Genomic DNA, 26,599 nt, shown 5'->3' with positions numbered 1-26,599 from the left:
GACAGGGTGAAAACGATACAGCGATTCACCAAATTACATCGATATTTACTAGTATGCTTTTTATTTTTTATTGGTTGCTTGACGGTTGTCTATACATACCCTTTCAATGAGCCGAATGTAAAGCAAGAGACACCGTTTCATGCAGAACCTGAAGTATTTGAAGTGATGGCACCAAAAACAATGACGGTCATTTTAGAAAAAGTTTATTTGGATGGGGAAAAAAGTGAAGAACAGATCGTTGAAACGATTTGGGCGATGGAGGATTTTTGGGCTGATTACGAAGATTGGACCTTGATCAAACAAGAAAATGATCAAATGGTGTTTCGAAAGCATGTAAAGGACATTTCTCCTTTATTAAAAGCAAAGGGCTATTTCGGTGTTTCAGATGAGGGCATACTAAGAATTTACGAAGGCCTTCCAAATGAAGAAAACGTCATTCAATCCTTTTTCCAATTAGATACAGAGAAGTTAAGAAGTCAAGAGCATACAAAATTGAAGCAGGGTATTCCAGTGAAGTCTTTGCAGCATTACGAAGCGGTTTTAAAGGTGTATGATGAGTACAAAGCAAGCGAACTCTAAAAAAAAGGATAAAAGAGGCTGGGACAAATTGATGAGAAATCCGAACGTCATGATCGTTGCTGCATAGCCTTCGCTTCGGAAATATCCTTCGCTTTCCGCGGCCGGCTGGTGAGCCCTTGCCTTTGATCCCGCAGGAGTATATTTCCTCCGCTAAAGTTGTGCATTGTTCGCATGTTCAATCATACACGTTCGTTATGTCCCTGTCTCTTCTTTAAAAAAGAGACAATTCATCGATTTCATTAATATGGATAGCGAAGGCATAGCTTGCATCCTCTCTTAATTTAGATAAAGTTCCACATATGGAGGTGAAATCGTCATGACGTTCGTAGCCCCTTATGCTAAAATAGAAATAAATGTTCGTATAAGAGAGGAAGTTTCTAACGGTGATCGATTACATACAGGGAATGTTAACAGACATCGAGACACAATATATTGTACTTGACGTTCAAGGTGTGGGCTACCAATTACATTGCCCGAACCCTTATATTTTTGAAAAAGAACGGGAGCAACTCATTAAAATTTATACGTATCAACATGTACGGGAAGATATGATTCGTCTGTTTGGCTTTCGAACAAAGGAAGAGCGGGCTCTTTTTGAGAAGCTTTTAAATGTTTCGGGTATTGGTCCAAAGGGTGCACTTGCCATTTTAGCATCTGGGCAGCCTGAGCATGTTATCGCAGCCATTGAAGAAGAAGATGAGACGTATCTTGTTAAATTTCCCGGGGTAGGAAAAAAAACAGCACGTCAAATCATTCTTGATCTCAAAGGAAAGCTCGATGTGTTCATGCCGACATTATTTACCAAACCTAATATGAGTGGAAAGGGTAATGAAAAAACAAAAGGCAAGAATGATGAACTTGAAGAAGCGTTTGAAGCGCTACGTGCCCTTGGTTATGTTGACAAAGAGTTGAAAAAGCTTCGACCAGAGCTAGAAAAAGAGACACTATCGACGGATGCATATATAAAAAGGGCATTGCAGCTTATGCTAAAACGGTAAGGGAAAGGAGGAACAGAAATGGAGGAGCGGATGATATCCGCAGAAGCGCTGGATCAAGAAGAATCAATTGAAAGTGGGATTCGTCCAATTGATTTACGTCAATATATCGGCCAAGAAAAGGTAAAGCAGAACCTAGAAATATTTATTAGGGCGGCAAAAATGCGAGAAGAATCATTGGATCATGTGTTACTTTATGGACCTCCAGGACTTGGAAAAACAACGCTTTCCGCAATCATCGCAAATGAAATGGGTGTTCAAATGCGAACAACGTCAGGTCCTGCAATTGAACGCCCAGGTGATTTAGCGGCGATTTTAACTGCGTTAGAACCGGGAGACGTCTTGTTTATCGATGAAATACACCGTTTAAACCGGAGCGTGGAAGAAGTGCTGTACCCAGCGATGGAGGATTTTTGTCTTGATATTATGATTGGAAAAGGTCCAACCGCCCGTTCCGTCCGTCTAGACCTGCCGCCCTTCACATTGGTTGGAGCAACAACGAGAGCGGGGATGCTTTCTTCACCTCTTCGCGATCGCTTTGGCGTGCTGTCACGTTTAGAATATTACAAGGTAGAGGAGCTTTCACAAATTGTTCAACGAACAGCGGATATTTTTCAGACTGAAGTTGACGAAGAAGCAGCCTTCGAAATGGCAAGGCGCTCAAGAGGAACGCCTCGGGTTGCCAATCGATTGCTACGCCGTGTACGGGATTTTGCTCAAGTACAAGGCGATGGTAAAATTACCCTCGCTCTCGCAATTAATGCGTTAGAACGGTTACAGGTGGACAAACTAGGATTAGATCATATTGACCATAAGTTAATAAAAGGGATTATTGAAAAATTCCGTGGAGGACCAGTTGGCCTTGATACGATTGCAGCGACCATTGGTGAAGAAGCAGAGACGATTGAGGATGTATATGAGCCTTATTTGCTACAAATTGGCTTTTTGCAACGGACGCCGAGGGGACGAATGGTAACGCCTATGGCTTATGAACATTTTAAGATGGAGGTTCTAGAGCGATGAGCAGTTTACCTAAGCTTTTTATTACGATTGGCATTCTTTTTATTATCATTGGCTTGGTATGGCAAATTGGCGGCAAGTATCTTTCATTAGGGAAGCTTCCAGGTGATATTTTGATTAAGCGGGAGAATGCAACATTTTATTTTCCACTAATGACCTCGATTATTATTAGTATTATCCTATCCGCTATCCTTTTTATCATCGGACGTTTTCGTTAACAAGCTTGCCAATCCCACTTCACTTTTGTATGATTGTAACGATGTAAATGTGGATCGAACAGAAAAGGTGAAATCTGATAATGAATGTAAACGATTTTGATTTTTATTTACCTGAAGAATTAATTGCTCAGACGCCGCTCTTAGACCGAACGGCGTCTCGTTTGCTTGTTTTAAATAAGCAAACTGGTGAAATAAAGGATGATTTTTTTTCCTCTCTTTTAACCTATCTGTCACCTGGAGATTGTCTTGTTTTGAATGACACACGCGTGCTCCCAGCTCGGTTATTTGGTGTGAAAACAGATACTGGAGCTAAGGTGGAAATACTCCTCCTAAAGCAATTAGAAGGTGACCGTTGGGAAACATTAGTCAAGCCAGCCAAACGAATTAAGTCAGGCACAACGATTCGCTTTGGAGAAGGAGAGCTTGTGGCTACCTGTGTGGAGGAAAGCGATCATGGGGGACGTGTGCTTGAATTTCAATATGATGGTATTTTTTATGAAGTACTTGATCAATTAGGTAAAATGCCGTTACCTCCATATATTAAAGAGCAGCTAGAGGACCAAGAGCGATATCAAACGGTTTATGCAAAGAATCGTGGCTCTGCAGCTGCACCAACAGCTGGACTTCATTTTACGGAAGCACTATTAGAAGCTGCTCGCCAAAAAGGAGTGCATGTTGCTTTTATTACGCTTCATGTTGGTCTTGGTACGTTTCGTCCTGTTAATGTGGAAAAGCTTGAGGATCACGACATGCATGCAGAATTTTATCAAATGAGTAAAGAGACGGCCTTTCTGCTAAATCAAGTGAAGGAGAAAGGCGGTCGTATCGTCGCTGTTGGTACCACGTCTGCTCGCACCCTTGAAACAATAGCCAGTGAGCATGTGGAGTTTCGAGAGACTTCTGGCTGGACATCGATTTTTATTTACCCTGGCTATACGTTTAAGGGAATTGATGGATTGGTGACAAATTTTCACTTGCCAAAATCAACCCTTGTCATGCTTGTAAGTGCTCTGGCGGGAAGAGAAAATATTTTGCGGGCATACGAACACGCTGTGGAGGAAGAGTATCGTTTTTTTAGCTTTGGAGATGCAATGCTTATCATTGAATAAGTAGTCAATGCCTAGTTAAGCTAGCTCATAAAAAGAAGCAGGAGGAACGAAGAATGGCTGCAGTAACATACGAGCTTATTAAAACATGTAAGCAATCAGGAGCACGACTTGGAAAGCTTCATACGCCCCATGGTACAATTGAGACGCCTATCTTCATGCCCGTCGGTACATTGGCAACGGTTAAGACAATGAGTCCTGAGGATTTAAAGGCCATGAATGCACAAATTATCCTTAGTAATACGTACCATCTATGGTTACGACCAGGGCATGACATTGTGAAAGAGGCAGGTGGGCTTCATTCATTTATGAATTGGGACCGGCCGATTTTGACTGATTCAGGTGGTTTTCAGGTCTTTAGCTTAAGTGACCTGCGTAAGATCGAAGAAGAAGGGGTACACTTCCGTAATCATTTAAGCGGTGAAAAACTATTTTTAAGTCCTGAAGGAGCCATGGAGATACAGAACGCATTAGGCTCAGATATTATGATGGCTTTTGATGAATGTCCACCATTTCCAGCAGAATATGATTATATGAAGCAATCAGTGGAACGGACAAGCAGGTGGGCAGAGCGTTGTATAGAGGCCCATCAGCGTCCAAAAGATCAAGCGCTCTTTGGGATTATTCAGGGTGGGGAATATGAAGAGCTGCGCAAACAAAGTGCGGAAGACCTTGTTTCCCTTGATTTTCCTGGCTATGCAGTGGGCGGACTATCCGTTGGGGAGCCAAAGGAGATCATGAATCGTGTGCTCGAATTTACGACACCTTTGCTTCCAGCGAATAAGCCCCGCTATTTGATGGGGGTAGGATCACCTGACTCCTTAATTGACGGTGCGATTCGCGGAATCGATATGTTTGACTGCGTCTTGCCAACTCGTATTGCAAGAAACGGGACATGCATGACAAGCACTGGTCGCCTTGTTGTTCGAAATGCAAAATATGCGCGAGATTTCCGTCCACTAGATGAAAACTGTGATTGCCATGTATGTCAAAATTACACGAGAGCTTATATTCGACATCTAGTAAAGTGTGAAGAAACGTTCGGATTTCGTCTAACTACTTATCATAATCTGCATTTCTTGTTAAAATTAATGGAGCAAGTTAGACAAGCGATTTTAGATGATCGTTTGCTGGACTTTAGAGAGGAGTTTTTTGAGCAATACGGATTTAATAAGCCGAACGCTAAAAACTTCTAACTGAAGCTGTCGTCTTGGAAAGGAGGGGAAAAATGGATACATTAATGACGTTGTTTCCGTTAATCTTAATGTTTGCGATTTTTTACTTTTTGCTCATTCGTCCACAACAGAAGCGGCAAAAGAAAATCCGCGAGATGCATGATAATTTGCAGCGCGGCGATAAAATCGTAACGATTGGCGGCCTACATGGAACGATTGATGCGGTAGATGAAGATACGATTATTCTTTTAGTAAATGATAACCGTAAGCTTACATTTGATCGTGCAGCCGTTCGCGAAGTGGTTAACCCAGACTGATATTTGTACATAAAGAAAACGCAGCAAGCCTGCGTTTTCTTTGATCATGAGGCGAGATTGATTCGTCCTGTTTATTGGGTGCTGTAGCGCTTCATTTATAGACTCTTTAAGACTGTCTATGACTGGAGAGGTTTACGCCGATCATGCCTCCTATTATAGCTGTAAGCAAATATCCAGCATGGAAACCATATTGCTGTATTGTAAAACTACGATCATAGCCTAAAAATTGAACGAGAATCGTGAGAAATGTAAATACAAGTGCCGTTAAGGCCCCTACGATCCATCCTCTTTGCTTTGCCTTTGCTCCAGAAACAGCCCCGCCCATAAACATAGCGATAAATGCAATGATATTGATTGCCCAATTCAATGAGCCTTCGTGCAGTGACGTAAATGCTAAAAGTAGTGATGATAGAAAACTAAAGGTAACGGCAATCACTAAAATCGTAATAACCCCCATAAAAACTGCAGGAACAATCCCTCGTAATGCCAACAGTCCTCTCCTCCTTTTATGAGCTTTCATTTATAAATAGCTTATTCAGGCTTGTTCATCTTTAGAAGCAGCGATTCGGCACAGTGAAGCTGCGGACATGTTTCCTACATGCATATCATAGGATGTTAGAAAGAGAGGGAGCGGAGGGGCAATCAGTTATGGAGGTAACTTTTACCTTAATGATTTTTATCCTTTGTTATTTTTTTATTATGATAGAAAAATGGAATCGAGCGGTCGTCGCCTGTTTTGGTGGAGTGTTGATGCTTTTGTTTGGTGTTTATTCTCTAGATACAATGTTTTTACATCATATTGATTGGCATACGATTACCCTCCTTCTGTCAATGATGATTATTGTGTCAATCACGAGCCAAAGTGGCTTTTTTGAATGTCTGGCTATAGCTCTTGCAAAAAAAGTCAGTGGACGACCTTTGCCATTGTTGATAGTTGTTGCAAATCTCACAGCGGTGGGATCTGCTTTTTTAAATAATGTGACAGTCGTGCTCTTAATCGTTCCTATTATTATCACCTTAACAAATCTCCTAAACCTAAATGCAGTTCCATTTTTAATCTCTATTGTCCTTGCTGCAAACATTGGGGGAACGGCAACCTTAATTGGTGATCCTCCTAATTTAATGATTGGCCAGGCTGTAGGTGATTTAACCTTTAATGATTTTCTTCTTCATCTTGGGCCAGTTGTTTTTATTATCTTTGTTGTTGTGATAAGTGGGTTAGCTTTTTATTATCGGCAACAGCTTATCGTCACAAAGGAGCATCAAAGGGCTTTAAGGAGCACTTCTTTTGATGGTACTTACTCACAAGGAACAAAATATGGAGGAAGTATTCAGGTCGGTGGAGTGGGTTACCTTGTTTTTCTTTATCGGTCTATTTATGCTTGTAGGCGGGTTGAAGGAAGTTGGGTTGATTGATGAAATGGCCAAATCGATCATTTATTATACAGAAGGTGATTTGCCAAAAACGACTTTGTATATTTTATGGGGCTCAGGATTTCTATCAGGCTTTTTAGATAATATTCCCTTTGTAGCGGCAATGATTCCTGTCATATTAGAGTTTCAAACGTATGGTATGACAAACATTGAACCGCTTTGGTGGGCTCTTGCCCTTGGAGCATGCTTAGGTGGGAATGCAACGGTTATCGGTTCCTCGGCAAATGTCATAGTCGCAGGATTGGCTGTAAAAGCAAGGCAGTCCTTTAGCTTCATGGAATTTTTAAAGGTTGGAACACCTGTTGCGCTCGTATCCTTTTTTATTTCCACGTTTTATTTATATTTTCGCTATTTGATTTTTTATTAAATGGCTTATCATCTGCTGCTTCCAAATGCTACATCTAATGATTCTCTTTTGTCCGGTTACACTAAAGGCAACACCGCAATGAATCGAGACAAAGGGGGGGAGACGATGGACTACACAACGATTCTACTCAGGACAATTTTTATTTATTTTATTATTCTTTTTGTGCTGCGGTTTATGGGGAAACGGGAGATCGGTCAACTTTCGATCTTGGATTTTGTCGTTTCGATTATGATCGCTGAATTAGCTGTCGTCTCGATTGAAAATAGCGATGAACCGATGCTTCGGTCGATTATTCCAATTGTCGTCCTTTCGATCATTCAAATCATTTTTGCGTTTCTTTCTTTAAAAAGTGAAAAATTACGAAATATCATTGATGGTGAACCATCTGTGCTGATTAATCAAGGAAAAATTGATGAAGAAGAAATGAGGAAGCAGCGCTATAATTTTGATGATTTATTATTGCAGCTTCGCCAAAATCAAATCAGTCGATTATCGGATGTAGAGTTCGCGATCCTCGAACCATCGGGGAAGCTATCGGTCATTGAAAAAAAGCAAGAAAAAGATCAGAAACAAAATGAATCAATGATGCCGCTTCCGCTGATTTTAGATGGGAAAATTCAAGAGGATCATCTGGAGAAGCTAAATAAAACTTCTTTGTGGCTTAGACAGGAGCTTCGGAAGCTTGGCTATCGGGAAATTAAAAAAATTTCTTATTGTGCTGTTTATGATGATAATTCTTTTTTTGTAGATTTAAAAGATGAGAAATAGGCCTTTGACAAAGGCAAGTGTGGATGCTCGATTGGACAGTTAGTCATAAGCTACTCATGAACGTCGAAACATGAGGAGGCTTTGTCGTGACTGACTATTACAAGATGTGTTGCCAGTATAAAGGTGAGCTAGTTACCATTGTAGAAAAGAGTGGTCGACGCCATGTGGGTCGCATTATGAATGTTGATCATCAATACGTCTACCTTGATCCGGTACATCCAGGTCGAGGCTATGGCGGTTTTAGCTATGGTTATGGCTTTTACCCTTATTACCGTCCCTTTTTTCCAATCGCTTTAGCTGCCATTGGTGGATTTGCGCTAGGAGCATCGTTATTTTGGATTTAATAAAATTAGAAAGCAAGCCCTTCCATTTTGTGAAGGGCATTTCTCATTATCCTTTAACACTAGGAACCATCAGACTAAGCCATCGTCCAATGTAAGGAACGCGGTTGACCTCTTCTTTTTTTATCAGACCAAGTGTGAGGGCAAGGAAGCTGTATACAGCCCCTGATATGCCAATGGAAGAAAGTGTTTTTGAAAATAAAGATTGGTGGAGAAAAGCGTGTTCAAAGAGCAAAGTGCTAACACATGTGGTAACGAGTAAGAGCAAAATGACTTTTAATGTTAGCCTCATATTTATAGAAAAGCTAATTGTTTTTACAACAGAAGCAAAGTGGAGCATCGTAACTAAAATAAAGCCAATAGCAATCGCAAGTGCTGTCCCCATAATGCCAAGCTCTGGTCTGGTAGTGAGAGCAAAGATAGCAGCGATTTTAACGATGGCACCAACAAGGCTGTTCATCATGGCGGCTTTGGCTAAGTTTAAGGCTTGAAGGGCTGCCTGAAGGGGACCTTGAAAATAAAGAAAGATAGTAAATGGTGCCATGGCTTTTACATAGGCTGCAACTGAAGGCGCATTGTACATTAATTGCATGATAGGCTCTGCATAGACATAAAGGATGACAATGGAGATCCCTCCTGAGATCATAGCGAGTCGAAGAGCTTGACCGAGACGGTGATGAATTAAAGAAAAACGTTTCTGGGCCGCGGCTTCACTAATGGCAGGAACGAGAGATACGGATAATGAATAGGTAATAAAGGTAGGGAGCATTAAAAGGGGAATAACAAAGCCGGCAAGCTCCCCATATTGCTGTGTTGCAATTACGGTTGTAACCCCAGCTAAAGCCAAGCTTTGAGCGACAACGATCGGTTCAAAGAAAAACGAAATCGAACCGACAAGGCGACTCCCTGTTGTTGGTAGAGCAATGCTCATTAAGTCGCGAAACGTTTGCTTGCCTTCCCGCAGTTGCTGAAAAAAAGCACGTCGAATACGAAACTGTTTATGGCCTTTGAACATAAAAATCATATACAGTAAGGAGGCTAGTTCTCCAAACACGACAGAAATCATGGCGCCAGCTGCTGCGTATTCTACACCCATTGGTAAAAATGCGCTTGTGAAAACAGCGACTAACGTAATTCGGACGAGCTGTTCAATCACTTGGGAATAGGCTGTCGGCTTCATATTTTGCAAGCCTTGAAAGTATCCCCGCATCACTGAGGAGAGGGCAACAATTGGAACGATTGGAGCAATGGCAATAAGAGGCCAATAAGCACGCGCGTCGGTCAAAAAAGTAGATGCAATGACGGGGGCAAAGGTGACCATTCCAAATGTAAAGATGACGCTTAAAATACTTGTCAGAAATAAGGACACGACGAGGATTTGTTTAATTCGACGTTTGTTACCACTGGCACCGGCCTCTGCCACAAGCTTTGAGATTGCAACAGGGAGGCCGAGCTGAGTAATCGTAATGACTAAAAGGAGTGTTGGCACAGCCATTGCGTATAAACCAACACCTTCAGCGCCCATAATTCGTGCCACAACGATTTTGTTCACAAAACCGAGAAATCTTGTCACTAATCCTGCTATGATGAGAATAAAAGTCCCTTTCAAGAACGTCTGTTTTGACATGAGCAGCCCCTGCCTTTTAAAAAATGATGGAAATTTACCAATATTATTTATATGCTTAGTAATGGGTCAAGCATGACAAGTTAGTGAGGTGTAATGGATGAGTGAAAAACAACAATTTGAGGTGTGGCGTGAACAGGTTCGTCCAGCTGTTTTAAACAAGCTAGACGAGTTCCATTTTCTTGGCTATGAACGGGCAACGGAGCAAGAGGTGTGGGATTGTGTACAATACAAGCTACGAAAAAAAAAGGAATTCATACCGTTATATGAATTTGTCAATGTGATTCTTACGTTATCTCCTCAGTTTTACATGACATGGCTAACGATGAATGCATACAAGGAGCCAGAGGATTGGTTCAAAGAATTAGAGGCAAAATGAAAAACGTCTCTTTCATTTAGCACGTTACATGCTATAAGCATATTTCATATTGGAATTTTCGGATGGTTTCGTGGTAAATTGACAGGATTTTTTAATGACGGATATAATAGGGAGTATTGTAGAAAAGGGCTTCGTCTTAAGTCATTAAGGAAGAGCAATGTTTAGGCGCTTATCTTAATCAAAAAAGGCAGGCCTACAGGGGAAGAGAAGGAGGCAAAACGTAACATGGTGAAAAAGAGCCGGATTTTTGCTTTTTTTCTAATTGTTATTCTTTTAGCTGTTTTGATAAGCCAAACGGTTATGGGAATTACGAGAGAGATTAAGCTAGGACTCGACCTTCAAGGTGGATTTGAAATTCTCTATGAAGTTCAAGCGAAGGAAGGCGACGTCATAAATGAGGATATGTTAAGGGCAACGGTCGGTTCACTGAACCAACGTGTGAACGTGTTAGGGGTTTCTGAACCAAATATTCAAATAGAGGGAGAAAATCGGATTCGTGTTCAGCTAGCGGGAATTGACGATCAGCAAGCTGCCAGAGAACTTCTCTCAACCGAAGCGAACCTAACAATACGAGATGTAAACGACGAAGTGCTGCTAGATGGTAGTGATTTGCAAGAAAATGGAGCGAGTGCATCCTTTGGTGAGACGAATGAGCCAATTGTTACGTTAACACTCCGGGATCCAAGCCTGTTTGGAGAAGTAACTCGTGAAATTTCGCAACGCCCAGCAGGAGAAAACCTCCTTGTCATATGGTTAGACTTTGAAGAGGGTGTCGACTCTTTTGCTGAAGAAGCATTGAAACCAGATCCAAAATACATTTCTGCAGCATCTGTTACCCAGACGCTAAATACGAGAGATGTTATGATCGAGAGCCGCGGCGGTGGGTTTACAGTTGAAGAGACACGCTTTATTGCAGATGTTTTAAATGCAGGCTCTCTTCCAGTTGAGTTAGAAGAGGTGTTTTCGAACTCTGTCGGGGCCTCACTTGGAGAGCAAGCATTTCAAAAGACAGTGTACGCAGGTTTTATTGGAGTCGCGTTAATTTTTGTTTACATGATCTTTTATTATCGTTTTATGGGAATGATTGCAGTTATTACATTAAGCGTATATATCTACTTAGTGCTCTTAGTGTTTAACTGGATGGGAGCAGTTCTTACCTTACCAGGTGTAGCAGCATTAATCCTTGGTGTCGGGATGGCGGTTGATGCGAATATCTTAACCTATGAACGGATAAAAGAGGAGATTCGCTCAGGTAAGTCAATTATGTCCTCCTTTAAATCGGGAAGTCGCCGCTCTTTGACAACGATTTTTGATGCAAACATTACGACGATTCTTGCTGCTGCTGTACTTTTTTATTTCGGGACAAGCTCTGTTCAAGGGTTTGCTGTGATGTTAATCGTTAGTATATTAGTTAGTTTTATTACAGCGGTCTATGGCTCACGCTTATTATTAGGACTATGGGTGAATAGTCGGGTCCTGAACAAAAAACCTCGTTTATTCGGTGTAAAGGAGCGTGAGATTAGTGAACTTTAAAAATCGAGACATTGATTTTGTCAAGCATCGAAAAAAGTTTTTCGTCTTCTCAGGGGTCTCCTTTATTCTCGGTGTGATTTGTCTTCTTACGCTTGGTTTAAACTTAGGTATTGATTTTGAAAGTGGTTCACGAGTTGAGGTAATGAGTCCAAACTCGTTAACAGCCGAGCAAATTGCAGACGATTTTGCAGCGATTGGATCAGGATATGAGCCTGATGATATTACACTAGCAGGGGACTCAAATGAATTAGCGTATGCACGGTTTATCGGGGTATTAAACGCAGATGAAGTGGCTGAAATTCAAACCTATTTCTCGGAAAAATATGGGTCAGAGCCAAATATTAGTACCGTCTCCCCTACGGTTGGACAGGAGCTTGCTCGAAATGCGATAATCTCCGTGTTAATTGCGTCCTTGGGGATTTGTATTTATGTGTCGTTTCGATTTGAATTTCTATATGGGGTTGCAGCCATTGTAGCTTTGCTCCATGATGCATTTTTTATTATCGCCGTCTTTAGTTTGTTGCAAATTGAAGTGAACGTTCCGTTCATTGCTGCGGTTTTGACGGTCGTAGGTTATTCGATCAATGACACGATTGTAACCTTTGACCGTATCCGTGAGAATTTAAAGTATGCGAAAAGAGTAAAAGGCTTTGATGACTTGGCGAAGATTGTTAATAAAAGTCTTGTTCAAACGCTTGCTCGCTCAATAAACACGGTATTAACTGTTTTGTTTGCGGCAGCAGCGATCTGTGTCTTTGGCGGGGAAGCCATTCGCTCCTTTGCTTTTGCATTACTTGTCGGACTTGTTGCAGGAACCTATTCTTCCATGTTTCTTGCAGCCCAGCTCTGGGTTGTTTGGAAGGCCAAGCAGCTTGAAAAAAAGAAATTTTCTAGCAGACCTTCACAGCCTGAAGAAGAGCTTGGCCCATAAAAAACAAGACCGTGGCTTGTTTGAACTGCACCCTAATTGTTGGACATAATGAACAATTGGAGGTGCAGTTTTTTTGACAGAATGAGAGAGCTAGAAGGAATTTTGTTTTTTTATGTCGAAGTTTGAGAAATAGAGATTTAGAGACGTGATCTGTTGTTCATGTTTTTGTTCATGTATTACTGGGTATTGGTATGAATAAAGAACTGTAGAAACGCTTATAGTAAACAAAATGGTAAGTAGAAACATAAAGTTATGCTCGTCTAGGTGTATGCACTCGAGTAAACTGGAGGATGAGAAAGCAATGAGGGGACAATGGGGACTAATCTTAGGGCTGGTTGCTGCGATTTTAATTGCAATTTTTGCTGTGATTAATGTAGATGCTGTGCAAGTGAACTACTTAGCTGGTACAGCAGAATGGCCACTAATTCTTGTTATATTAGGCTCGGTTTTAATGGGAAGTATTTTTGCTGGAGGTCTTGGCATGGTTCGAATTTATAAGCTTCAAGCAGAAATTCGCCGCTTAAAGGCAGGAAAAGAACTGTCTAAAAATCTGCCTTATGAAGGAAACGAAAAGCAAAAGGGAGATGCTGAAACATTGTCTGAAAAACATTCTAAAGTTGAAAACGCGGAGTAAAATCAAGATTGTCACCCCTTACCTCCTCTTGTATAATAGGAAGGTCAAGGGGTGTTTGTATGTTAAAGCCTAGGACTAGATGGAAAGTACAACAACAGGAAGATGAGAAAGTTCAAGCGTTTGTCGAACATTTGCAGATCCAACCGCTTATTGCGAAGCTTCTTCTAAATCGTGGAATTGAAACAATAGAAGAAGCAAAGCGTTTCTTACATAAAGAAAAACTTGATTATTATGATCCGTTTTTACTAGATGGAATGGAAAAGGCGGTCAAGAGAATTCAAGAGGCGATTACGAATGGCGAACGCCTCTTAGTTTTTGGTGACTATGATGCCGACGGTGTAAGCAGCACGTCTGTAATGGTTTATACATTACGAGAGCTTGGGGCAATTTTTGATTATTACATTCCCAATCGATTTACAGAAGGGTATGGACCGAATGAATCTGCGCTCCGTTGGGCTAAAACGGAGGGGTATTCCCTTGTTGTCACCGTGGATACAGGAATCGCAGCCGTTCACGAAGCGGAGGTCGCCAAGGAAATTGGGCTTGATTTTATTGTAACTGATCACCATGAAGCACCTCCGGTTTTACCAGATGCATATAGCATCATTAATCCAAAAAAGCCAGGGTGCACATACCCTTTTAAAGGTTTAGCTGGTGTGGGTGTTGCTTTTAAAGTGGCTCATGCTCTGCTAGGAAGAGTCCCACATGAACTATTAGATCTTGTAGTGATTGGTACAATTGCAGACTTAGTTCCACTTGTTGATGAAAATCGCCTTCTTGCTAAGCAAGGGCTTGCGGCGCTTCAAGCATCCTCTAAGCCTGGTATTCGCGCATTAAAAAAGGTGTGTGGCTTTCGTGAAAATGAGCCGTTACAGGCAGAGCATGTTGGGTTCGGTATAGGGCCGCGGATTAATGCGGCCGGTCGGTTAGATTCAGCAAGGCCAGCTGTAGAGCTGCTTATAACGGCAGATGAAGAAGAGGCACGACAGCTTGCAGATGAAATTGATGTGTTGAATAAAGAACGTCAATCAATTGTCAGTGAACTAGCTGAGCAAGCGATTCAAGTAGTGGAGCGCGACTTTCCTCCAGATGAGCATCCTGTTCTCATTGTTGGTGGGGAAGGCTGGAACCCTGGTGTGATTGGGATTGTAGCATCACGCTTAGTGGAGCGCTATTATCGACCGACCATTGTGCTAAGCTATGATCGGGAGAAAGGGCTTGCGAAAGGGTCTGCACGTAGTATTGAGGGATTTGACATTTTTGCAGAGCTTTCGGTCAGCCGTGACATTCTTCCTCATTTTGGTGGGCATCCCATGGCTGCTGGTTTAACAATGAAGCTAGAGGATGTTGATCTTTTAAGGCAAAGACTCAATGCGCAAGCGAAGGAAAGCCTAACAGCAGACGACTTTATTCCGATCACGAAAATTGATCTTGTGGCATCAGTCGATGAGGTTTCCATAGCCACCATCAAAGAAATGGAGGAGCTTGCTCCCTTTGGCGTCAGTAACCCATTGCCCAAGGTCATGCTAAAGGACGTTCATATTGCGCAAATGAGACAAATTGGCAGCGAATCGAATCATTTAAAAATCGCTTTTCAGCAAAATGGTGTAACCCTTGATGGAATTGGGTTTCAATTCGGTTATTTGTATGATGAAATTTCATCGTCTGCAAGTGTATCGGCTATTGGCACACTATCGATCAACGAATGGAATGGGCACATTAAGCCTCAGTTCATGTTACAAGACGTAGCGGTGCATGATTGGCAGCTTTTTGACTGGCGCAGTATTCAGCAGGCAAAGCTTGCCGAGCGCCTGAGGTGTTTACCAGAGGAAGAACGATTGCTTGTTTCTTTTCAACCAGAAACAAAAGCTAAATTAGGTCTAGAAGAATTTGAGATTTTCAATGGTACCGATAAAACAAGCTTACCAGTTCTTGATGGGCGGTACGTTGTTTTTCTAGATGCTCCGAATGAGCGAAGTCAATTGCGGCAATTTTTTCAAGGAAAAGGATTTCCAAGCCGTATTTATACGATCTTTTATCAACAGGAAGACTCCTTTTTTACAACCAATCCCACGAGAGAGCACTTTAAATGGTTTTATTCCTTTTTAGTCAAACAACGAACGTTTGATTTGAAAGCACATGCAGAACGGCTTGCTAAGCATAAGGGATGGTCAAATCAGACCATTACCTTTATGTCCAAGGTGTTTTTAGAGCTTGGGTTTGTTACAATAAGTGATGGGAAAATAACGGTCACGGAAAAGCCAGAGAAAAAAGGACTTGATGAATCGATAACATTTCGTCGAAAGCAGGAGCAGGCTCAGATTGAAAATGAATTTGTTTATTCATCCTATGAGCAATTAAAACAATGGTTTTCAAATGTGATACAAGTACGTGGAAGCAAGGAGACGATTAGCTAATGGATTTTAAGAATTATATTACGATTGTAGAAGATTATCCGAAGGAAGGCATCCGTTTTAAAGATATCACGACGTTAATGCAAGATGGAGAAGTATACAAGAAAGCGATCGATGAGATGGCTGCCTTCGCCAAAGAAAAGAAGGCTGATATTATTGTTGGTCCTGAGGCCCGTGGTTTTGTAGTTGGTTGTCCTATTGCCTATTCTCTTGGGAAGGGATTCATTCCGGTTCGTAAGGCAGGTAAGCTGCCTCGTGAGGTCATTTCTGTCGACTATGGCTTGGAGTATGGCAAAGATAGCTTAACGATTCATCGTGATGCCATTCAGAAAGGTCAGCGCGTTATGATTACTGATGACTTATTAGCAACGGGTGGAACGATTGAAGCGACGATAAAAATGGTAGAGCAATTAGGCGGAGAAGTTGCTGGAATTGCATTTATGATTGAGCTTGGCTACTTAGATGGTCGTGAAAAGCTAAAAGGCTACGATATTTTTTCTTTAATGAAATATGAATAACATGCAAAAGAAGGGGCTCAATTTTGAGTGCTCTTCTTTTCTTTTATGGAAAAGGGGACGGAGCTTTCAGGATGACAAAACAAGAAGCCTGTCGCTCACACCTCCTTCATTAGAAATGGTCCACATAATGATCTGATAAGCTCTTTTTCATCCAAGTAGGAAGAGCAGGCCGTTCATGCTGTTTAGGCGGAAAAGGGAACGGAGCTTCAGTACAAGTCGATGAATCAATGAAGCACTTCCGCTTACATAGACGTACCGCTGGCTTTAGTGACAGAAAGATCATGCTTTGAAGAAGAGCCTAAAACCCCCATCAACAGCATCTTGTGAATTTTGTGACAAACTGTACAATAATGGCTCGACAAAATTCGGTTGTTTCCCTTTACATCAGGCGAAAACTTAACGATAATATAAAGAAATCATAGAAACGGTAAATAGGTGATTCCATGACCATAGATCAAGTCCTTGAAAAAGCGAGTCAATACCTAGGTGAGAGGGACATCGCTTTTTTACAAAAAGCTTATCAATATGCGGAAAAGGCTCATTCAGGGCAGTTTAGGAAATCAGGGGAGCCTTACATTTTGCACCCGATTCAAGTAGCGGGAATTATCATTGATCTTCAGCTAGATCCTAATACGATTGCTGCAGCCTTGCTTCATGATGTGGTTGAAGATACAGAAGTAACAGTTGAAGCATTAGAAAAAGAATTTAATGAGCAAGTTGCGATGCTTGTTGATGGTGTCACAAAATTAAAGAAAATTAAATACAAATCAAAGGAACAACAGCAGGCTGAAAATCACCGCAAGATGCTTGTCGCAATGGCAAAAGACATTCGCGTGATTTTGATTAAGCTGGCCGATCGCCTTCATAACATGCGGACATTAAAATATATGCCGCCAGAAAAGCAGCGTATTACCTCAAATGAAACGCTGGAAATTTTTGCACCACTTGCACACCGTCTTGGGATTTCGACAATTAAGTGGGAGCTCGAGGATATTGCCTTACGGTATTTGGATCCGCAGCAATACTACCGAATTGTTAATTTGATGAAACGAAAGCGTGCGGAACGGGAGCTCTACATTTCAGATGTAATGGATAAAATTCGTCATGATTTAGCGGAAGTGAAAGTGAACGCAGAAATTTCAGGACGACCAAAGCACATCTATAGTATTTATCGGAAAATGGTGCTTCAAAACAAGCAGTTTAACGAAATTTATGATTTACTTGCTGTACGTATTATCGTGAAAAGCATTAAAGACTGCTATGCATGCTTAGGGGTTATCCATACGATTTGGAAGCCAATGCCAGGGCGATTTAAAGACTACATTGCCATGCCAAAAGCAAACATGTATCAGTCTTTGCATACGACCGTTGTAGGGCCGAATGGGGATCCGCTTGAAGTCCAAATTCGAACAGAGGATATGCACCGTGTTGCAGAATACGGGGTTGCAGCACACTGGGCATACAAGGAAGGAAAGTCGGCTTCAGCGAAAAAAACCGTAGAGGACAAGCTTACATGGTTTCGTGAAATTATTGAATGGCAAAATGACACAAACGATGCCCAAGAGTTTATGGAATCACTGAAAATGGATTTGTTTTCAGATATGGTTTTTGTTTTCACTCCAAAGGGTGATGTGATAGAGCTGCCTCGTGGTTCTGTCCCACTTGATTTTGCTTTTAGGATTCATACGGAAATTGGAAATCGCTGCATTGGTGCAAAAGTGAATGGAAAAATGGTACCCCTTGATCATGAATTAAAAACAGGGGATATCGTTGAAGTGTTAACATCTAAGCATTCCTACGGGCCAAGTCAAGATTGGTTAAAGATCACCCAGTCATCTCAAGCAAAAAATAAAATCAAACAATGGTTTAAAAAGGAACGGCGAGAAGAAAACGTTGAAAAAGGCCGTGAGCTTGTTGAAAAAGAAATCCGGGCTCAAGAGTTTGATCCAAAAGAGGTATTAACAGCTGAAAATATAGCCGACGTGGCGAATAAGTTTAGCTTTGCTGGTGAAGAGGATATGTTTGCGGCAGCGGGCTATGGTGGGATAAGTCCAAAGCAAATTGTCACAAGACTGACTGAAAAGCTTCGTAAACAACTCGATCAAGAGCAGGAAGAGCAATCATTGGCAGAAGCCATTTCTGAAATTCAGAACTTTGCTCCTAAAAAGAAAACAACGACAGGCGTAAGAGTAAAAGGTGTTGATAACCTGTTAATCCGATTATCGCGCTGCTGTAATCCGGTGCCTGGTGATGAAATTATCGGTTTTATTACGAAAGGGCGCGGAGTATCGATTCATCGCTCCGATTGTCCGAATGTGAATACGAAAGAAGCTGAAAGCAGGTTGCTGCCAGTTGAATGGGAAGGCGGCAGTCAGCAAAGCAAAAGCTATAACGTTGATATCGAGATTACAGGCTATGATCGGAATGGGTTGCTCAATCAAGTACTTCAAGCTGTGACAGAGTCAAAGACGACCATTAGTGCCGTGTCTGGTCGCTCGGATCACCGAAATAAGGTTGCAACCATTCATATGACCATTTCCATTCATAACATTGATCATCTACACAAAGTGGTGGAAAAAATTAAACAATTACAAGATATTTATTCCGTACGACGAATTATGCACTAGGAATAACATTGGAGTTGGATGCAAATGAGAGTGGTGCTTCAGAGAGCAAAGGATGCTTCTGTTACCGTCAATGGTGAAACCGTTGGCGCCATCAAGCAGGGACTTGTCCTCTTGGTCGGTATTACCCATGAAGACACCGAAGAGGATATTCGCTATCTGAGTGATAAAATCGCGAACCTTCGAATCTTTGAAGATGAGGCAGGAAAAATGAATCTGTCTCTTCTTGATGTGGAAGGAGACATTTTGTCTATTTCCCAATTTACGTTATATGGGGATTGTAGAAAAGGGCGCCGTCCGAACTTTATGGAAGCGGCTAAGCCTGAATTAGCAAAAGGATTGTATGAGCGCTTTAACGATGAATTACGTGCGAAAGGATTAAAGGTAGAAACAGGTGTCTTCGGTGCAATGATGGACGTTCGTCTTACAAATGATGGGCCTGTTACCCTGATTGTTGAATCTAAATAAATCTACTGTTTCAGATGGCTTTAGACGATACGGACGTTTTCTGAAAATATACGTGTAAGAAAACAGCATTGGTTGGTCATACTAGCTAAAAAATGCTTGAAAAAAGGATGAAGCGTATGCATTCTCGTCAACGACCAGCTGCCCCTACACGTACAGAATCTGTTTTTGATGTGAATTTTCATCATTTTATTGAAAAAGAGCAGGAGCGGACCTCCTTTGAGCTTGCTTCTGAATTTGGCATCTCTCTTCATGATGTCCGTCTTCTTAAAAACAAATTAAGTCGTAATTAGACTATTGACAATCGGTACGGTTCATTCGTATGATAGAACTCAAATGAATGAATCGACATGAAACCATTCCAATGAAAAGGAAAAGTAATCAAGGGTGCAGTTTTACTAGAGAGGAAGGTCTGCGGCTGGAAGCCTTCTAAAGCTGTCTTGATGAACGAACACCTTCGAGGAGTTTCTCTGAACACTATCGCAGTCAGTAAGGGAGAACGTCTGCAGGCGTTAACTGCACGAAAGAGGAAGCACTGCTTTGCTTCAATAAGGGTGGCACCACGGGTAACTCTCGTCCCTGATGATCAATCATCAAGGATGGGAGTTTTTTTGTTATTAAATCAATGAAACGCCCTTATGACGTTCAATCATGACTGTTCAAGTGCATAGAAGAGTCTTACAAGAGCAGTTGCTCATTCGATATGGAATGGAAACAAGTTCGCAAGGTAAAAAAATGGAGGGACAGAAAAATGGCTATCCAAATCCCTAGAGGAACACAAGATATACTGCCAGGTGATGTAGAAATTTGGCAATGGGTTGAAGCAAAGGCGCAAGACCTATGCCGTCGCTATAATTACCACGAGATTCGGACACCAATTTTTGAACAGACAGAGCTGTTCCAACGGGGTGTCGGTGATACGACAGATATTGTACAAAAGGAAATGTACACCTTTAAGGACCGTGGAGATCGAAGCCTCACACTTCGTCCTGAGGGAACAGCAGCGGTGGCACGATCGTTTGTTGAAAAGAAATTATTTGGACAAGCAAATCAGCCGAAAAAGCTCTACTATATTGGACCGATGTTTCGCTATGAACGACCACAGTCAGGTCGGATGCGTCAGTTCGTTCAATTTGGGGTTGAAGCACTAGGAAGTGCCGATCCTAGCATTGATGCTGAAGTTCTAGCATTAGCAATGGATTTTTACAAGGAGCTTGGGTTACCAAATGTAAAGCTTGTGTTAAACAGTCTTGGTGATAAAGAGAGCAGAATGTCTCACCGCCAAGCTTTAATCGATCATTTTAAGCCACGCATTGGCGAGTTTTGTGAAGACTGTCAAACACGACTTGAAAAAAACCCACTGCGAATTTTGGATTGTAAAAAAGACCGTGATCATGAATTGATGAGCTCTGCACCTGCGATTCTTGATTACTTAAATGCTGAATCAAAACAGTATTTTGAAAAGGTGAAGCAGCATTTGGATGCCGTCGGTGTACGTTATGAAGTTGATGCGACACTCGTCCGCGGTCTTGATTATTATTACCACACTGCATTTGAAATTATGATTGACGGCGAAGGGTTTGGGGCGATCACCACACTTTGTGGCGGAGGTCGCTACAACGGGCTAGTGGAAGATCTCGGTGGACCAAGCACGCCAGGTATTGGATTTGCTCTCAGCATTGAGCGCCTAATCATGGCCTTACAAACAAAGAAGGTTGAAATTCCTGTAGAGCAAAAGCTTGATTGTTATGTCGTTGCTCTTGGAGAGGCGGCAAAAGATAAAGCTGTGGAGATTTTGCACCAATTAAGAGCAGCTGGAATGACTGCTGATAAGGATTATTTAGATAAAAAAATGAAAGCACAGTTTAAAGCGGCAGACCGATTAAAAGCACGGTACACGGCTGTTCTTGGTGAAGATGAATTGAATGCCGGAAAGATTAATGTGAAGTCAATGGAAACAGGGGAACAAGTGGAGGTTTCTCTTCACGAGTTCATTCATTATATGCAAGAACACACTAGAGGAGGCCATTAAGCGATGATTGGAAGAACACATCAATGTGGAGAACTGTCTGAACACGTCATTGGAGAGCGTGTACAATTAAAAGGGTGGGTACAAAAACGCCGTGATTTAGGGCAAGTGATTTTTATTGATTTACGAGACCGTTCAGGAATCGTTCAGCTTGTGTTCAACACGGAAATTTCTCCAGATGCATTAGCTACAGCAGAACGAATTCGTAATGAATATGTCATAGATGTAGAAGGAACGGTTTTAAAGCGTGACCCGAGCACCTTCAATGATAAAATCTCCACAGGAGAAATTGAGGTTTTTGTCGATAAAGTCACGATTTTGAATATGGCGAAGCCATTGCCTTTCCAAATTGAAGCAGATACAGAGGCGTCTGAGGATGTTCGTTTGAAATATCGCTATTTAGACTTACGCCGTCCGGATATGCAGGAAACGTTTAAGCTACGTCACCGAACAACAAAGCTGATTCGCGACTTCTTAGATGAAGAGGCATTTCTTGAAATTGAAACGCCAATGCTAACAAAAAGCACGCCAGAAGGAGCTCGTGATTATTTGGTTCCAAGTCGTGTGCATCATGGTGAGTTTTACGCGCTCCCTCAATCGCCACAAATTTTCAAGCAGTTATTAATGGTGTCTGGGTTTGAGCGCTACTATCAAGTCGTTCGCTGCTTCCGTGATGAAGACTTGCGAGCGGATCGCCAGCCTGAGTTCACACAAGTGGATATTGAAACATCGTTTATGGATAAAGAAGATTTACTGGCAATGATCGAAAAAATGATGGCAAAAATCATGAAGGAGATAAAAGGTGTCGAGCTTTCATTACCTTTGCCGCGTCTAAGCTATGATGAAGCGATGAATCGCTATGGCTCGGACAAACCTGATACACGCTTTGGACTTGAATTGGTGGAGCTTTCAGATATCGTAAAGGACACTGATTTTAAAGTTTTCACTAACGCTTTAAACAATGGAGGCATTGTAAAAGGACTAACGTTAAAAGATGGAGCCAATAAATTGTCTCGAAAAGAGATTGATGCCTTAGCTGATTATGTGAAGCCTTACGGTGCAAAAGGTTTAGCGTGGCTAAAAGTAGAGGAAGACGGACTAAAAGGCCCAATTGCGAAATTCTTCAATGAAGAGCAAACGGCAAATCTACTACATGTGATGGATGCAGAAGTGAATGACTTATTGTTCTTTGGTGCAGACAAAAAGCAAGTGGTATTTGATAGCCTTGGGGCGTTGCGCTTAAAATTTGGTAAGGACTTCGATTTAATTGATAAAGATACGTTTAACTTCCTTTGGGTCGTTGACTTCCCACTTGTTGAATATGATGAGGAAGCGAAGCGCTATGTAGCCCTTCACCATCCGTTTACAAGTCCTAAAAAGGAAGATATTGAGACGCTTGCAACAGACCCTGGCAGTGCTCGTGCAGATGCCTATGACCTTGTGTTAAATGGCTACGAGCTTGGCGGCGGAAGCCAGCGGATATATCAAAGAGATGTGCAAGAAAAAATGTTTGAGGCACTTGGTTTTTCTCCAGAGGAAGCGAAGGAGCAATTCGGGTTCCTGATGGAAGCCTTCGAATACGGGACACCGCCTCATGGTGGGATTGCTTTAGGATTGGATCGCTTTATTATGATTCTTGCAGGTCGTACAAACTTGCGCGAAACGATCGCTTTCCCTAAAACGGCGAGTGCAAGCTGCTTGTTAACAAATGCTCCGAGTGAGGTAAGCGTTGAGCAATTGATTGATTTAAACCTTTCGATTATTGGAAAAAAGCCAGATAAGGTCAATGTGTAAATTTCATTGACAAAGATTGAAATCGTTCGTATAATTTTTACAAGTTATACCAACGATAATTGCAAAAATAAGTAAATAAGAACACTTATCAAGAGAGGCTGAGGGACTGACCCAATGACGCCCGGCAACCGGTTTGCCTGCCAAGCAAACAAAGGTGCTACGTTCAGCAGAATGATTTCATTCTGAAAGATAAGTAAAGGCAGTCAAAAACCTTTCCTTATCGGAAAGGTTTTTTCTGTGGAAAAGGGGACGGAGCTTCACTGCAAGTTGATGAAACAATGAAGCCCTTCCGCTCACACCCCTTCATTGAAAGGTTGCTTAGCGTTACTTGACGGCCTCGTTCCCATTTAAGTGGGAAGAGCGAGACGCTCATGAAGGTTACAATATATTAACGATAAAGGAGCAGATAACGATGACACAGATTGGAATTATTGGCTTTGGGACAGTTGGGAGAGGTGTATTTGAACGGATAACTAAGACGAGAAGTGAACTTACAGAAATACTAGGGAGCGAGCCAATTGTTCAAGCGATTCTCGTCAAAGATCGGAAGAAGAAAAGAGAGCTTGACCTGTCCGCTTTTTCTGAAAACTGGAATGAATTCCATCGCCACTCCTTTGATGTCGTCTTTGAAGCAATGGGAGGGATTGAACCCGCATTTGATTATGTGCGTTATTTTCTAGAAAAAGGGGTTCCCGTTGTAACAGCGAATAAAAAGCTTTTAGCAGAGCGAGGGGAAACGTTGGAAAAAATCGCACAAGAGTACGGGACATATCTTGCGTTCGAAGCATCAGTTGCTGGTGGAATTCCGATCATTAATGCGATAAAGGGATCACTAATGACAACAAATGTCCATACTGTGTCAGGAATTTTAAATGGAACGACGAACTACATGGTTACAGAGATGGTTGAGCATGGCCGTTCGTTTCAAGATGTGCTGGAAGAGGCACAGCGTCTTGGATATGCTGAAGCAGATCCAACGGATGACATTGAAGGATTTGATGCTTGGTATAAGCTCCGTATCTTGAGCCGATTGTGCTTTGGAAAATGGCCAAACAAAGAGTCCATTCAACGCAAAGGGCTTAACGAAATCCTTGATTGGCATACCTCATTTGCACAGCAGCTTGGGCTTACCTTAAAGCTGAGCGGAAGAGCGTCTATAAAAAACGGAGAAATCCATGGATCGGTTGCTCCAACATTTTTTACAAATGACCATCCTTTTTCAACGGTCCATGGTGTAACGAATGCAGTGACCCTTGAAGGAAAAGACATTCAACGTCTTCTTTTTATAGGACCTGGAGCTGGGAAGGAGGCAACCGCAAATAGCATGATTGAGGATTTTTTATTTCATGAGCATTTTAGAGGAAAACGCATTGTTCCCTCAGTGGAACAATCTTCAAAAAAGCGAGTTACTCGGTTATTAGTGATGGTCACACCGCAGGAAGTGCAAAAGACCGCTGAAGCAATTGACAGTCTACCTTGTCAAACAATAAAAACGATCAAACATGAAGAAGGAGAGGCATGGCTTTTAGCGGTATATGAAGATGTTCTACAGCATGTAGAAGACAAGCTGCCAATCACTACCTATCGTATATATGGTGAAGGCTCAATTGGATGGAGCCAAAAAGAATCTGAAGCACTCAACGCAAGCGTGAGTCTTCGCGCTTAAGCTGCTGGTAGGCGTCAATAAAAGCTCCCGGTTCTTCCTTTATGTAATAGGTTCGAACCCCCCCATTTGTATGAAGATAAAGATAGCCGAGAGCTTTTGGTTTTTTTCGGTACGAAACATCAAAAATTGTATGAATCGGGTAGGTCGTTTCTCTCACTGTTACTTTATCATGGTATAGCTTCATCTCATATTCGTTCTCAATGATACGTTTCTCAGTCCAGCCTATTTCTTGCCGAATTTCGATACAACGTTGAGTTGCCAAAAGTGTCATGATTCAGCCTCCATAAGGATTTGTTGGTTAGCGCAACTGTACCATACAAATTAAAAGAAGCCAAAAGTGATAAAACACAGAAGATTGTGAAAAATGATAAAAAGCACTTGAAGCTGGAATTTCTTTTGTGTTATTATTATCCCAAGAAAGACAGAGTCCTGAGGTGTACGTTCACTTCTTTACGTTTTGAGCCAACACCTTTTTATCGGGAGCTTAAGTCTCGCTTTGGCTTACATGCCTCGTATATGTGGACGTAAAAAAGAGTGAGCGAAGCACCCACCTGCTTGAGAGCAGGTTCAAAACCAAGGTCACAACGGCACATTTGGGACTCTGCCCATACTTATTAGGAATGTCTAAGGAAATGAGCCTTAGACTTTTTTTTTGTGCTATGGTATAGTCGATTCCGAGAAATGAAGTGATGGAATTGGAAGGAGTAAAAATGAAGATGCTACATCAATTTTCTAGAAATGAACTAGCGATTGGTCATGATGGTTTAGATAGATTAAAAAACAGCACGGTTGCTGTATTAGGTGTGGGTGGAGTCGGATCGTTTTCAACGGAGGCTCTAGCACGTTCGGGTGTAGGTCGCCTCGTCCTTGTTGATAAGGATGATGTGGATATTACGAATGTGAACCGTCAAATTCATGCACTGCTTTCAACGGTTGGACGTTCAAAAGTTGAGTTAATGCAAGAACGAATTGCTGACATCAATCCAGAGTGTGAAGTGATTGCGCTTAAAATGTTTTATACCGAGGAGACGTATGAAGAGTTTTTTCAATATCCGTTCGATTATGTCATTGACGCTAGCGATACAATTTCCTATAAAATTCATTTAATGAAAGAATGCTTAAAGCGTAACATTCCGATTATCTCTAGTATGGGTGTGGCAAACAAAATGGACCCAACACGTTTAAGAATTGCAGATATTTCAAAAACAAGCTACGATCCGATTGCGAAAGTGGTGCGGACAAGACTTCGGAAGGAAGGCATTCACAAAGGCATCGAAGTCGTGTATTCGGATGAGCAGCCGATTCGGATTCGTGAAGATATTCGAAAAGAAATCGTTCCTGAAGCCGCGGAAGATTCACCGATTCGAAAAGCAAAAATGCCACCATCTTCAAACGCTTTTGTTCCTTCTGTGTCAGGGTTGATTATGGTAGGGCATGTCATTACAAAATTACTTGATGGGATTGAAATTCAGCGGTAATTCTAAAGCCATTGTCGATCAGATAGTGAAAAGAACGTTAGTATGAATTGTTTTTTGAAGAATGGTTTTATCATTAAACAATGATGTTGAAAGAGCAATCAAGAACAAGAGAGGCTGGGACAGAACGAACGTGTATGATTGAAAAATGCGAACAATGCACAACCTTAGCTGAGGAAACAGACGTAGACTC

27 protein-coding genes, 1 other RNA gene, 1 riboswitch and 1 other annotated feature are annotated in these 26,599 nt (G+C 41.7%); of the genes, 25 read left to right on the top strand and 3 right to left on the bottom strand.

What is annotated here, in order from left to right; translation table 11 throughout:
• Positions 1–6: 6 nt before the first annotated feature.
• From BLT_RS0115220 to yajC, 7 genes are all read left to right on the top strand, one after another.
• Positions 7–579: an intercompartmental signaling factor BofC gene (locus BLT_RS0115220; RefSeq protein WP_017728636.1), complete on the top strand. Its 573-nt coding sequence runs from the start codon at positions 7–9 to the stop codon at positions 577–579.
• Between the two features lie 383 nt (positions 580–962).
• Positions 963–1,577, top strand: coding sequence for a Holliday junction branch migration protein RuvA (gene ruvA, locus BLT_RS0115215; protein ID WP_017728635.1), 615 nt, complete (start codon positions 963–965; stop codon positions 1,575–1,577).
• Positions 1,578–1,595: 18 nt separating this feature from the next.
• Entirely contained in the window at positions 1,596–2,597 is a 1,002-nt protein-coding gene (gene ruvB, locus BLT_RS0115210; RefSeq protein ID WP_017728634.1) for a Holliday junction branch migration DNA helicase RuvB, read from the top strand.
• Entirely contained in the window at positions 2,594–2,812 is a 219-nt protein-coding gene (locus tag BLT_RS0115205) for a DUF2905 domain-containing protein (RefSeq protein WP_017728633.1), read from the top strand. Before ruvB ends, BLT_RS0115205 begins: the two co-directional genes overlap by 4 nt.
• Before the next feature lie 80 nt (positions 2,813–2,892).
• On the top strand, positions 2,893–3,921 hold the full coding sequence (gene queA, locus BLT_RS0115200; RefSeq protein ID WP_017728632.1) for a tRNA preQ1(34) S-adenosylmethionine ribosyltransferase-isomerase QueA: 1,029 nt from the start codon (positions 2,893–2,895) through the stop codon (positions 3,919–3,921).
• Between the two features lie 53 nt (positions 3,922–3,974).
• Positions 3,975–5,114 carry a tRNA guanosine(34) transglycosylase Tgt gene (gene tgt / locus BLT_RS0115195; RefSeq protein ID WP_017728631.1) on the top strand — a complete coding sequence of 380 codons (1,140 nt, stop codon included), beginning with the start codon at positions 3,975–3,977 and terminating at the stop codon, positions 5,112–5,114.
• A gap of 32 nt (positions 5,115–5,146) precedes the next feature.
• Entirely contained in the window at positions 5,147–5,410 is a 264-nt protein-coding gene (gene yajC / locus BLT_RS0115190) for a preprotein translocase subunit YajC (protein WP_017728630.1), read from the top strand.
• A gap of 106 nt (positions 5,411–5,516) precedes the next feature.
• Here yajC and BLT_RS0115185 read toward each other — a convergent pair whose 3' ends face one another.
• Positions 5,517–5,900 carry a TIGR04086 family membrane protein gene (locus BLT_RS0115185; RefSeq protein ID WP_017728629.1) on the bottom strand — a complete coding sequence of 128 codons (384 nt, stop codon included), beginning with the start codon at positions 5,898–5,900 and terminating at the stop codon, positions 5,517–5,519.
• A 158-nt stretch (positions 5,901–6,058) separates the two neighbouring features.
• Between BLT_RS0115185 and BLT_RS22115 the strand changes: the two genes are divergently transcribed.
• The 4 genes from BLT_RS22115 (at position 6,059) to BLT_RS0115170 (ending at position 8,323) form a co-directional block, all read left to right on the top strand.
• Positions 6,059–6,826 (top strand): SLC13 family permease, encoded by a 768-nt coding sequence (locus tag BLT_RS22115; protein WP_394295518.1) that lies wholly within the window; start codon positions 6,059–6,061, stop codon positions 6,824–6,826.
• Entirely contained in the window at positions 6,729–7,211 is a 483-nt protein-coding gene (locus BLT_RS25000; RefSeq protein WP_394295517.1) for a sodium:proton antiporter, read from the top strand. The genes BLT_RS22115 and BLT_RS25000 overlap by 98 nt, the downstream gene beginning before the upstream one ends.
• 105 nt (positions 7,212–7,316) lie before the next feature.
• Positions 7,317–7,979 carry a DUF421 domain-containing protein gene (locus BLT_RS0115175; protein WP_017728628.1) on the top strand — a complete coding sequence of 221 codons (663 nt, stop codon included), beginning with the start codon at positions 7,317–7,319 and terminating at the stop codon, positions 7,977–7,979.
• 86 nt (positions 7,980–8,065) lie between these two features.
• Positions 8,066–8,323 (top strand): hypothetical protein, encoded by a 258-nt coding sequence (locus BLT_RS0115170; protein ID WP_017728627.1) that lies wholly within the window; start codon positions 8,066–8,068, stop codon positions 8,321–8,323.
• A gap of 46 nt (positions 8,324–8,369) precedes the next feature.
• On the opposite strand, the gene spoVB is transcribed toward BLT_RS0115170, so the two are convergent.
• Positions 8,370–9,947 carry a stage V sporulation protein B gene (spoVB, locus tag BLT_RS0115165; RefSeq protein ID WP_017728626.1) on the bottom strand — a complete coding sequence of 526 codons (1,578 nt, stop codon included), beginning with the start codon at positions 9,945–9,947 and terminating at the stop codon, positions 8,370–8,372.
• Positions 9,948–10,044: 97 nt separating this feature from the next.
• On the opposite strand from spoVB, the gene BLT_RS0115160 reads away from it, so the two are divergent.
• From BLT_RS0115160 to BLT_RS0115110, 12 genes are all read left to right on the top strand, one after another.
• On the top strand, positions 10,045–10,323 hold the full coding sequence (locus BLT_RS0115160; protein WP_017728625.1) for a post-transcriptional regulator: 279 nt from the start codon (positions 10,045–10,047) through the stop codon (positions 10,321–10,323).
• Between the two features lie 225 nt (positions 10,324–10,548).
• Positions 10,549–11,856, top strand: a complete 1,308-nt coding sequence (gene secD, locus BLT_RS23290) for a protein translocase subunit SecD (protein ID WP_017728624.1) — start codon at positions 10,549–10,551, stop codon at positions 11,854–11,856.
• Positions 11,846–12,787: a protein translocase subunit SecF gene (gene secF / locus BLT_RS23285; protein WP_017728623.1), complete on the top strand. Its 942-nt coding sequence runs from the start codon at positions 11,846–11,848 to the stop codon at positions 12,785–12,787. Before secD ends, secF begins: the two co-directional genes overlap by 11 nt.
• 301 nt (positions 12,788–13,088) lie before the next feature.
• Complete coding sequence (locus BLT_RS0115150; RefSeq protein WP_017728622.1) at positions 13,089–13,421, top strand: LapA family protein; 333 nt, start codon at positions 13,089–13,091, stop codon at positions 13,419–13,421.
• A 59-nt stretch (positions 13,422–13,480) separates the two neighbouring features.
• On the top strand, positions 13,481–15,838 hold the full coding sequence (gene recJ / locus BLT_RS0115145; RefSeq protein ID WP_017728621.1) for a single-stranded-DNA-specific exonuclease RecJ: 2,358 nt from the start codon (positions 13,481–13,483) through the stop codon (positions 15,836–15,838).
• Positions 15,838–16,353: an adenine phosphoribosyltransferase gene (locus BLT_RS0115140; RefSeq protein WP_017728620.1), complete on the top strand. Its 516-nt coding sequence runs from the start codon at positions 15,838–15,840 to the stop codon at positions 16,351–16,353. The genes recJ and BLT_RS0115140 overlap by 1 nt, the downstream gene beginning before the upstream one ends.
• A 443-nt stretch (positions 16,354–16,796) precedes the next feature.
• Complete coding sequence (locus BLT_RS0115135) at positions 16,797–18,980, top strand: RelA/SpoT family protein (protein WP_017728619.1); 2,184 nt, start codon at positions 16,797–16,799, stop codon at positions 18,978–18,980.
• Between the two features lie 24 nt (positions 18,981–19,004).
• The gene (dtd, locus tag BLT_RS0115130) at positions 19,005–19,445 is read left to right on the top strand and encodes a D-aminoacyl-tRNA deacylase (protein WP_017728618.1); all 441 of its coding nucleotides are present in this window, start codon (positions 19,005–19,007) and stop codon (positions 19,443–19,445) included.
• Positions 19,446–19,561: 116 nt separating this feature from the next.
• A complete protein-coding gene (locus BLT_RS24270) occupies positions 19,562–19,735 on the top strand; it encodes a hypothetical protein (protein WP_017728617.1) in 174 nt (57 codons plus the stop codon).
• A gap of 62 nt (positions 19,736–19,797) precedes the next feature.
• Positions 19,798–20,026 (top strand) — a binding site (T-box leader).
• A gap of 167 nt (positions 20,027–20,193) precedes the next feature.
• Entirely contained in the window at positions 20,194–21,474 is a 1,281-nt protein-coding gene (gene hisS, locus BLT_RS0115120; protein ID WP_017728616.1) for a histidine--tRNA ligase, read from the top strand.
• Positions 21,475–21,477: 3 nt separating this feature from the next.
• Positions 21,478–23,265 (top strand): aspartate--tRNA ligase, encoded by a 1,788-nt coding sequence (gene aspS / locus BLT_RS0115115; protein ID WP_017728615.1) that lies wholly within the window; start codon positions 21,478–21,480, stop codon positions 23,263–23,265.
• Positions 23,266–23,347: 82 nt separating this feature from the next.
• Positions 23,348–23,461: riboswitch (SAM riboswitch) on the top strand.
• A gap of 216 nt (positions 23,462–23,677) precedes the next feature.
• Positions 23,678–24,931, top strand: coding sequence for a homoserine dehydrogenase (locus BLT_RS0115110; RefSeq protein ID WP_017728614.1), 1,254 nt, complete (start codon positions 23,678–23,680; stop codon positions 24,929–24,931).
• Here the strand turns inward: BLT_RS0115110 and BLT_RS0115105 are convergent.
• Positions 24,903–25,202, bottom strand: coding sequence for a hypothetical protein (locus BLT_RS0115105; protein ID WP_017728613.1), 300 nt, complete (start codon positions 25,200–25,202; stop codon positions 24,903–24,905). The two genes, BLT_RS0115110 and BLT_RS0115105, sit on opposite strands and share 29 nt — an antisense overlap.
• A 152-nt stretch (positions 25,203–25,354) precedes the next feature.
• Between BLT_RS0115105 and ssrS the strand changes: the two genes are divergently transcribed.
• Both ssrS and BLT_RS0115100 read left to right on the top strand, forming a co-directional pair.
• Positions 25,355–25,535, top strand: a non-coding RNA gene (ssrS, locus tag BLT_RS23280) — 6S RNA.
• A gap of 112 nt (positions 25,536–25,647) precedes the next feature.
• Positions 25,648–26,409 (top strand): tRNA threonylcarbamoyladenosine dehydratase, encoded by a 762-nt coding sequence (locus BLT_RS0115100; protein ID WP_017728612.1) that lies wholly within the window; start codon positions 25,648–25,650, stop codon positions 26,407–26,409.
• Positions 26,410–26,599: the final 190 nt, after the last annotated feature.

Origin of the sequence: Halalkalibacterium ligniniphilum, from assembly GCF_000334155.1 — a bacterium.
Classification (GTDB): domain Bacteria; phylum Bacillota; class Bacilli; order Bacillales; family Bacillaceae_D; genus Halalkalibacterium; species Halalkalibacterium ligniniphilum.
This window is presented reverse-complemented; position numbering and strand designations above follow the sequence as displayed.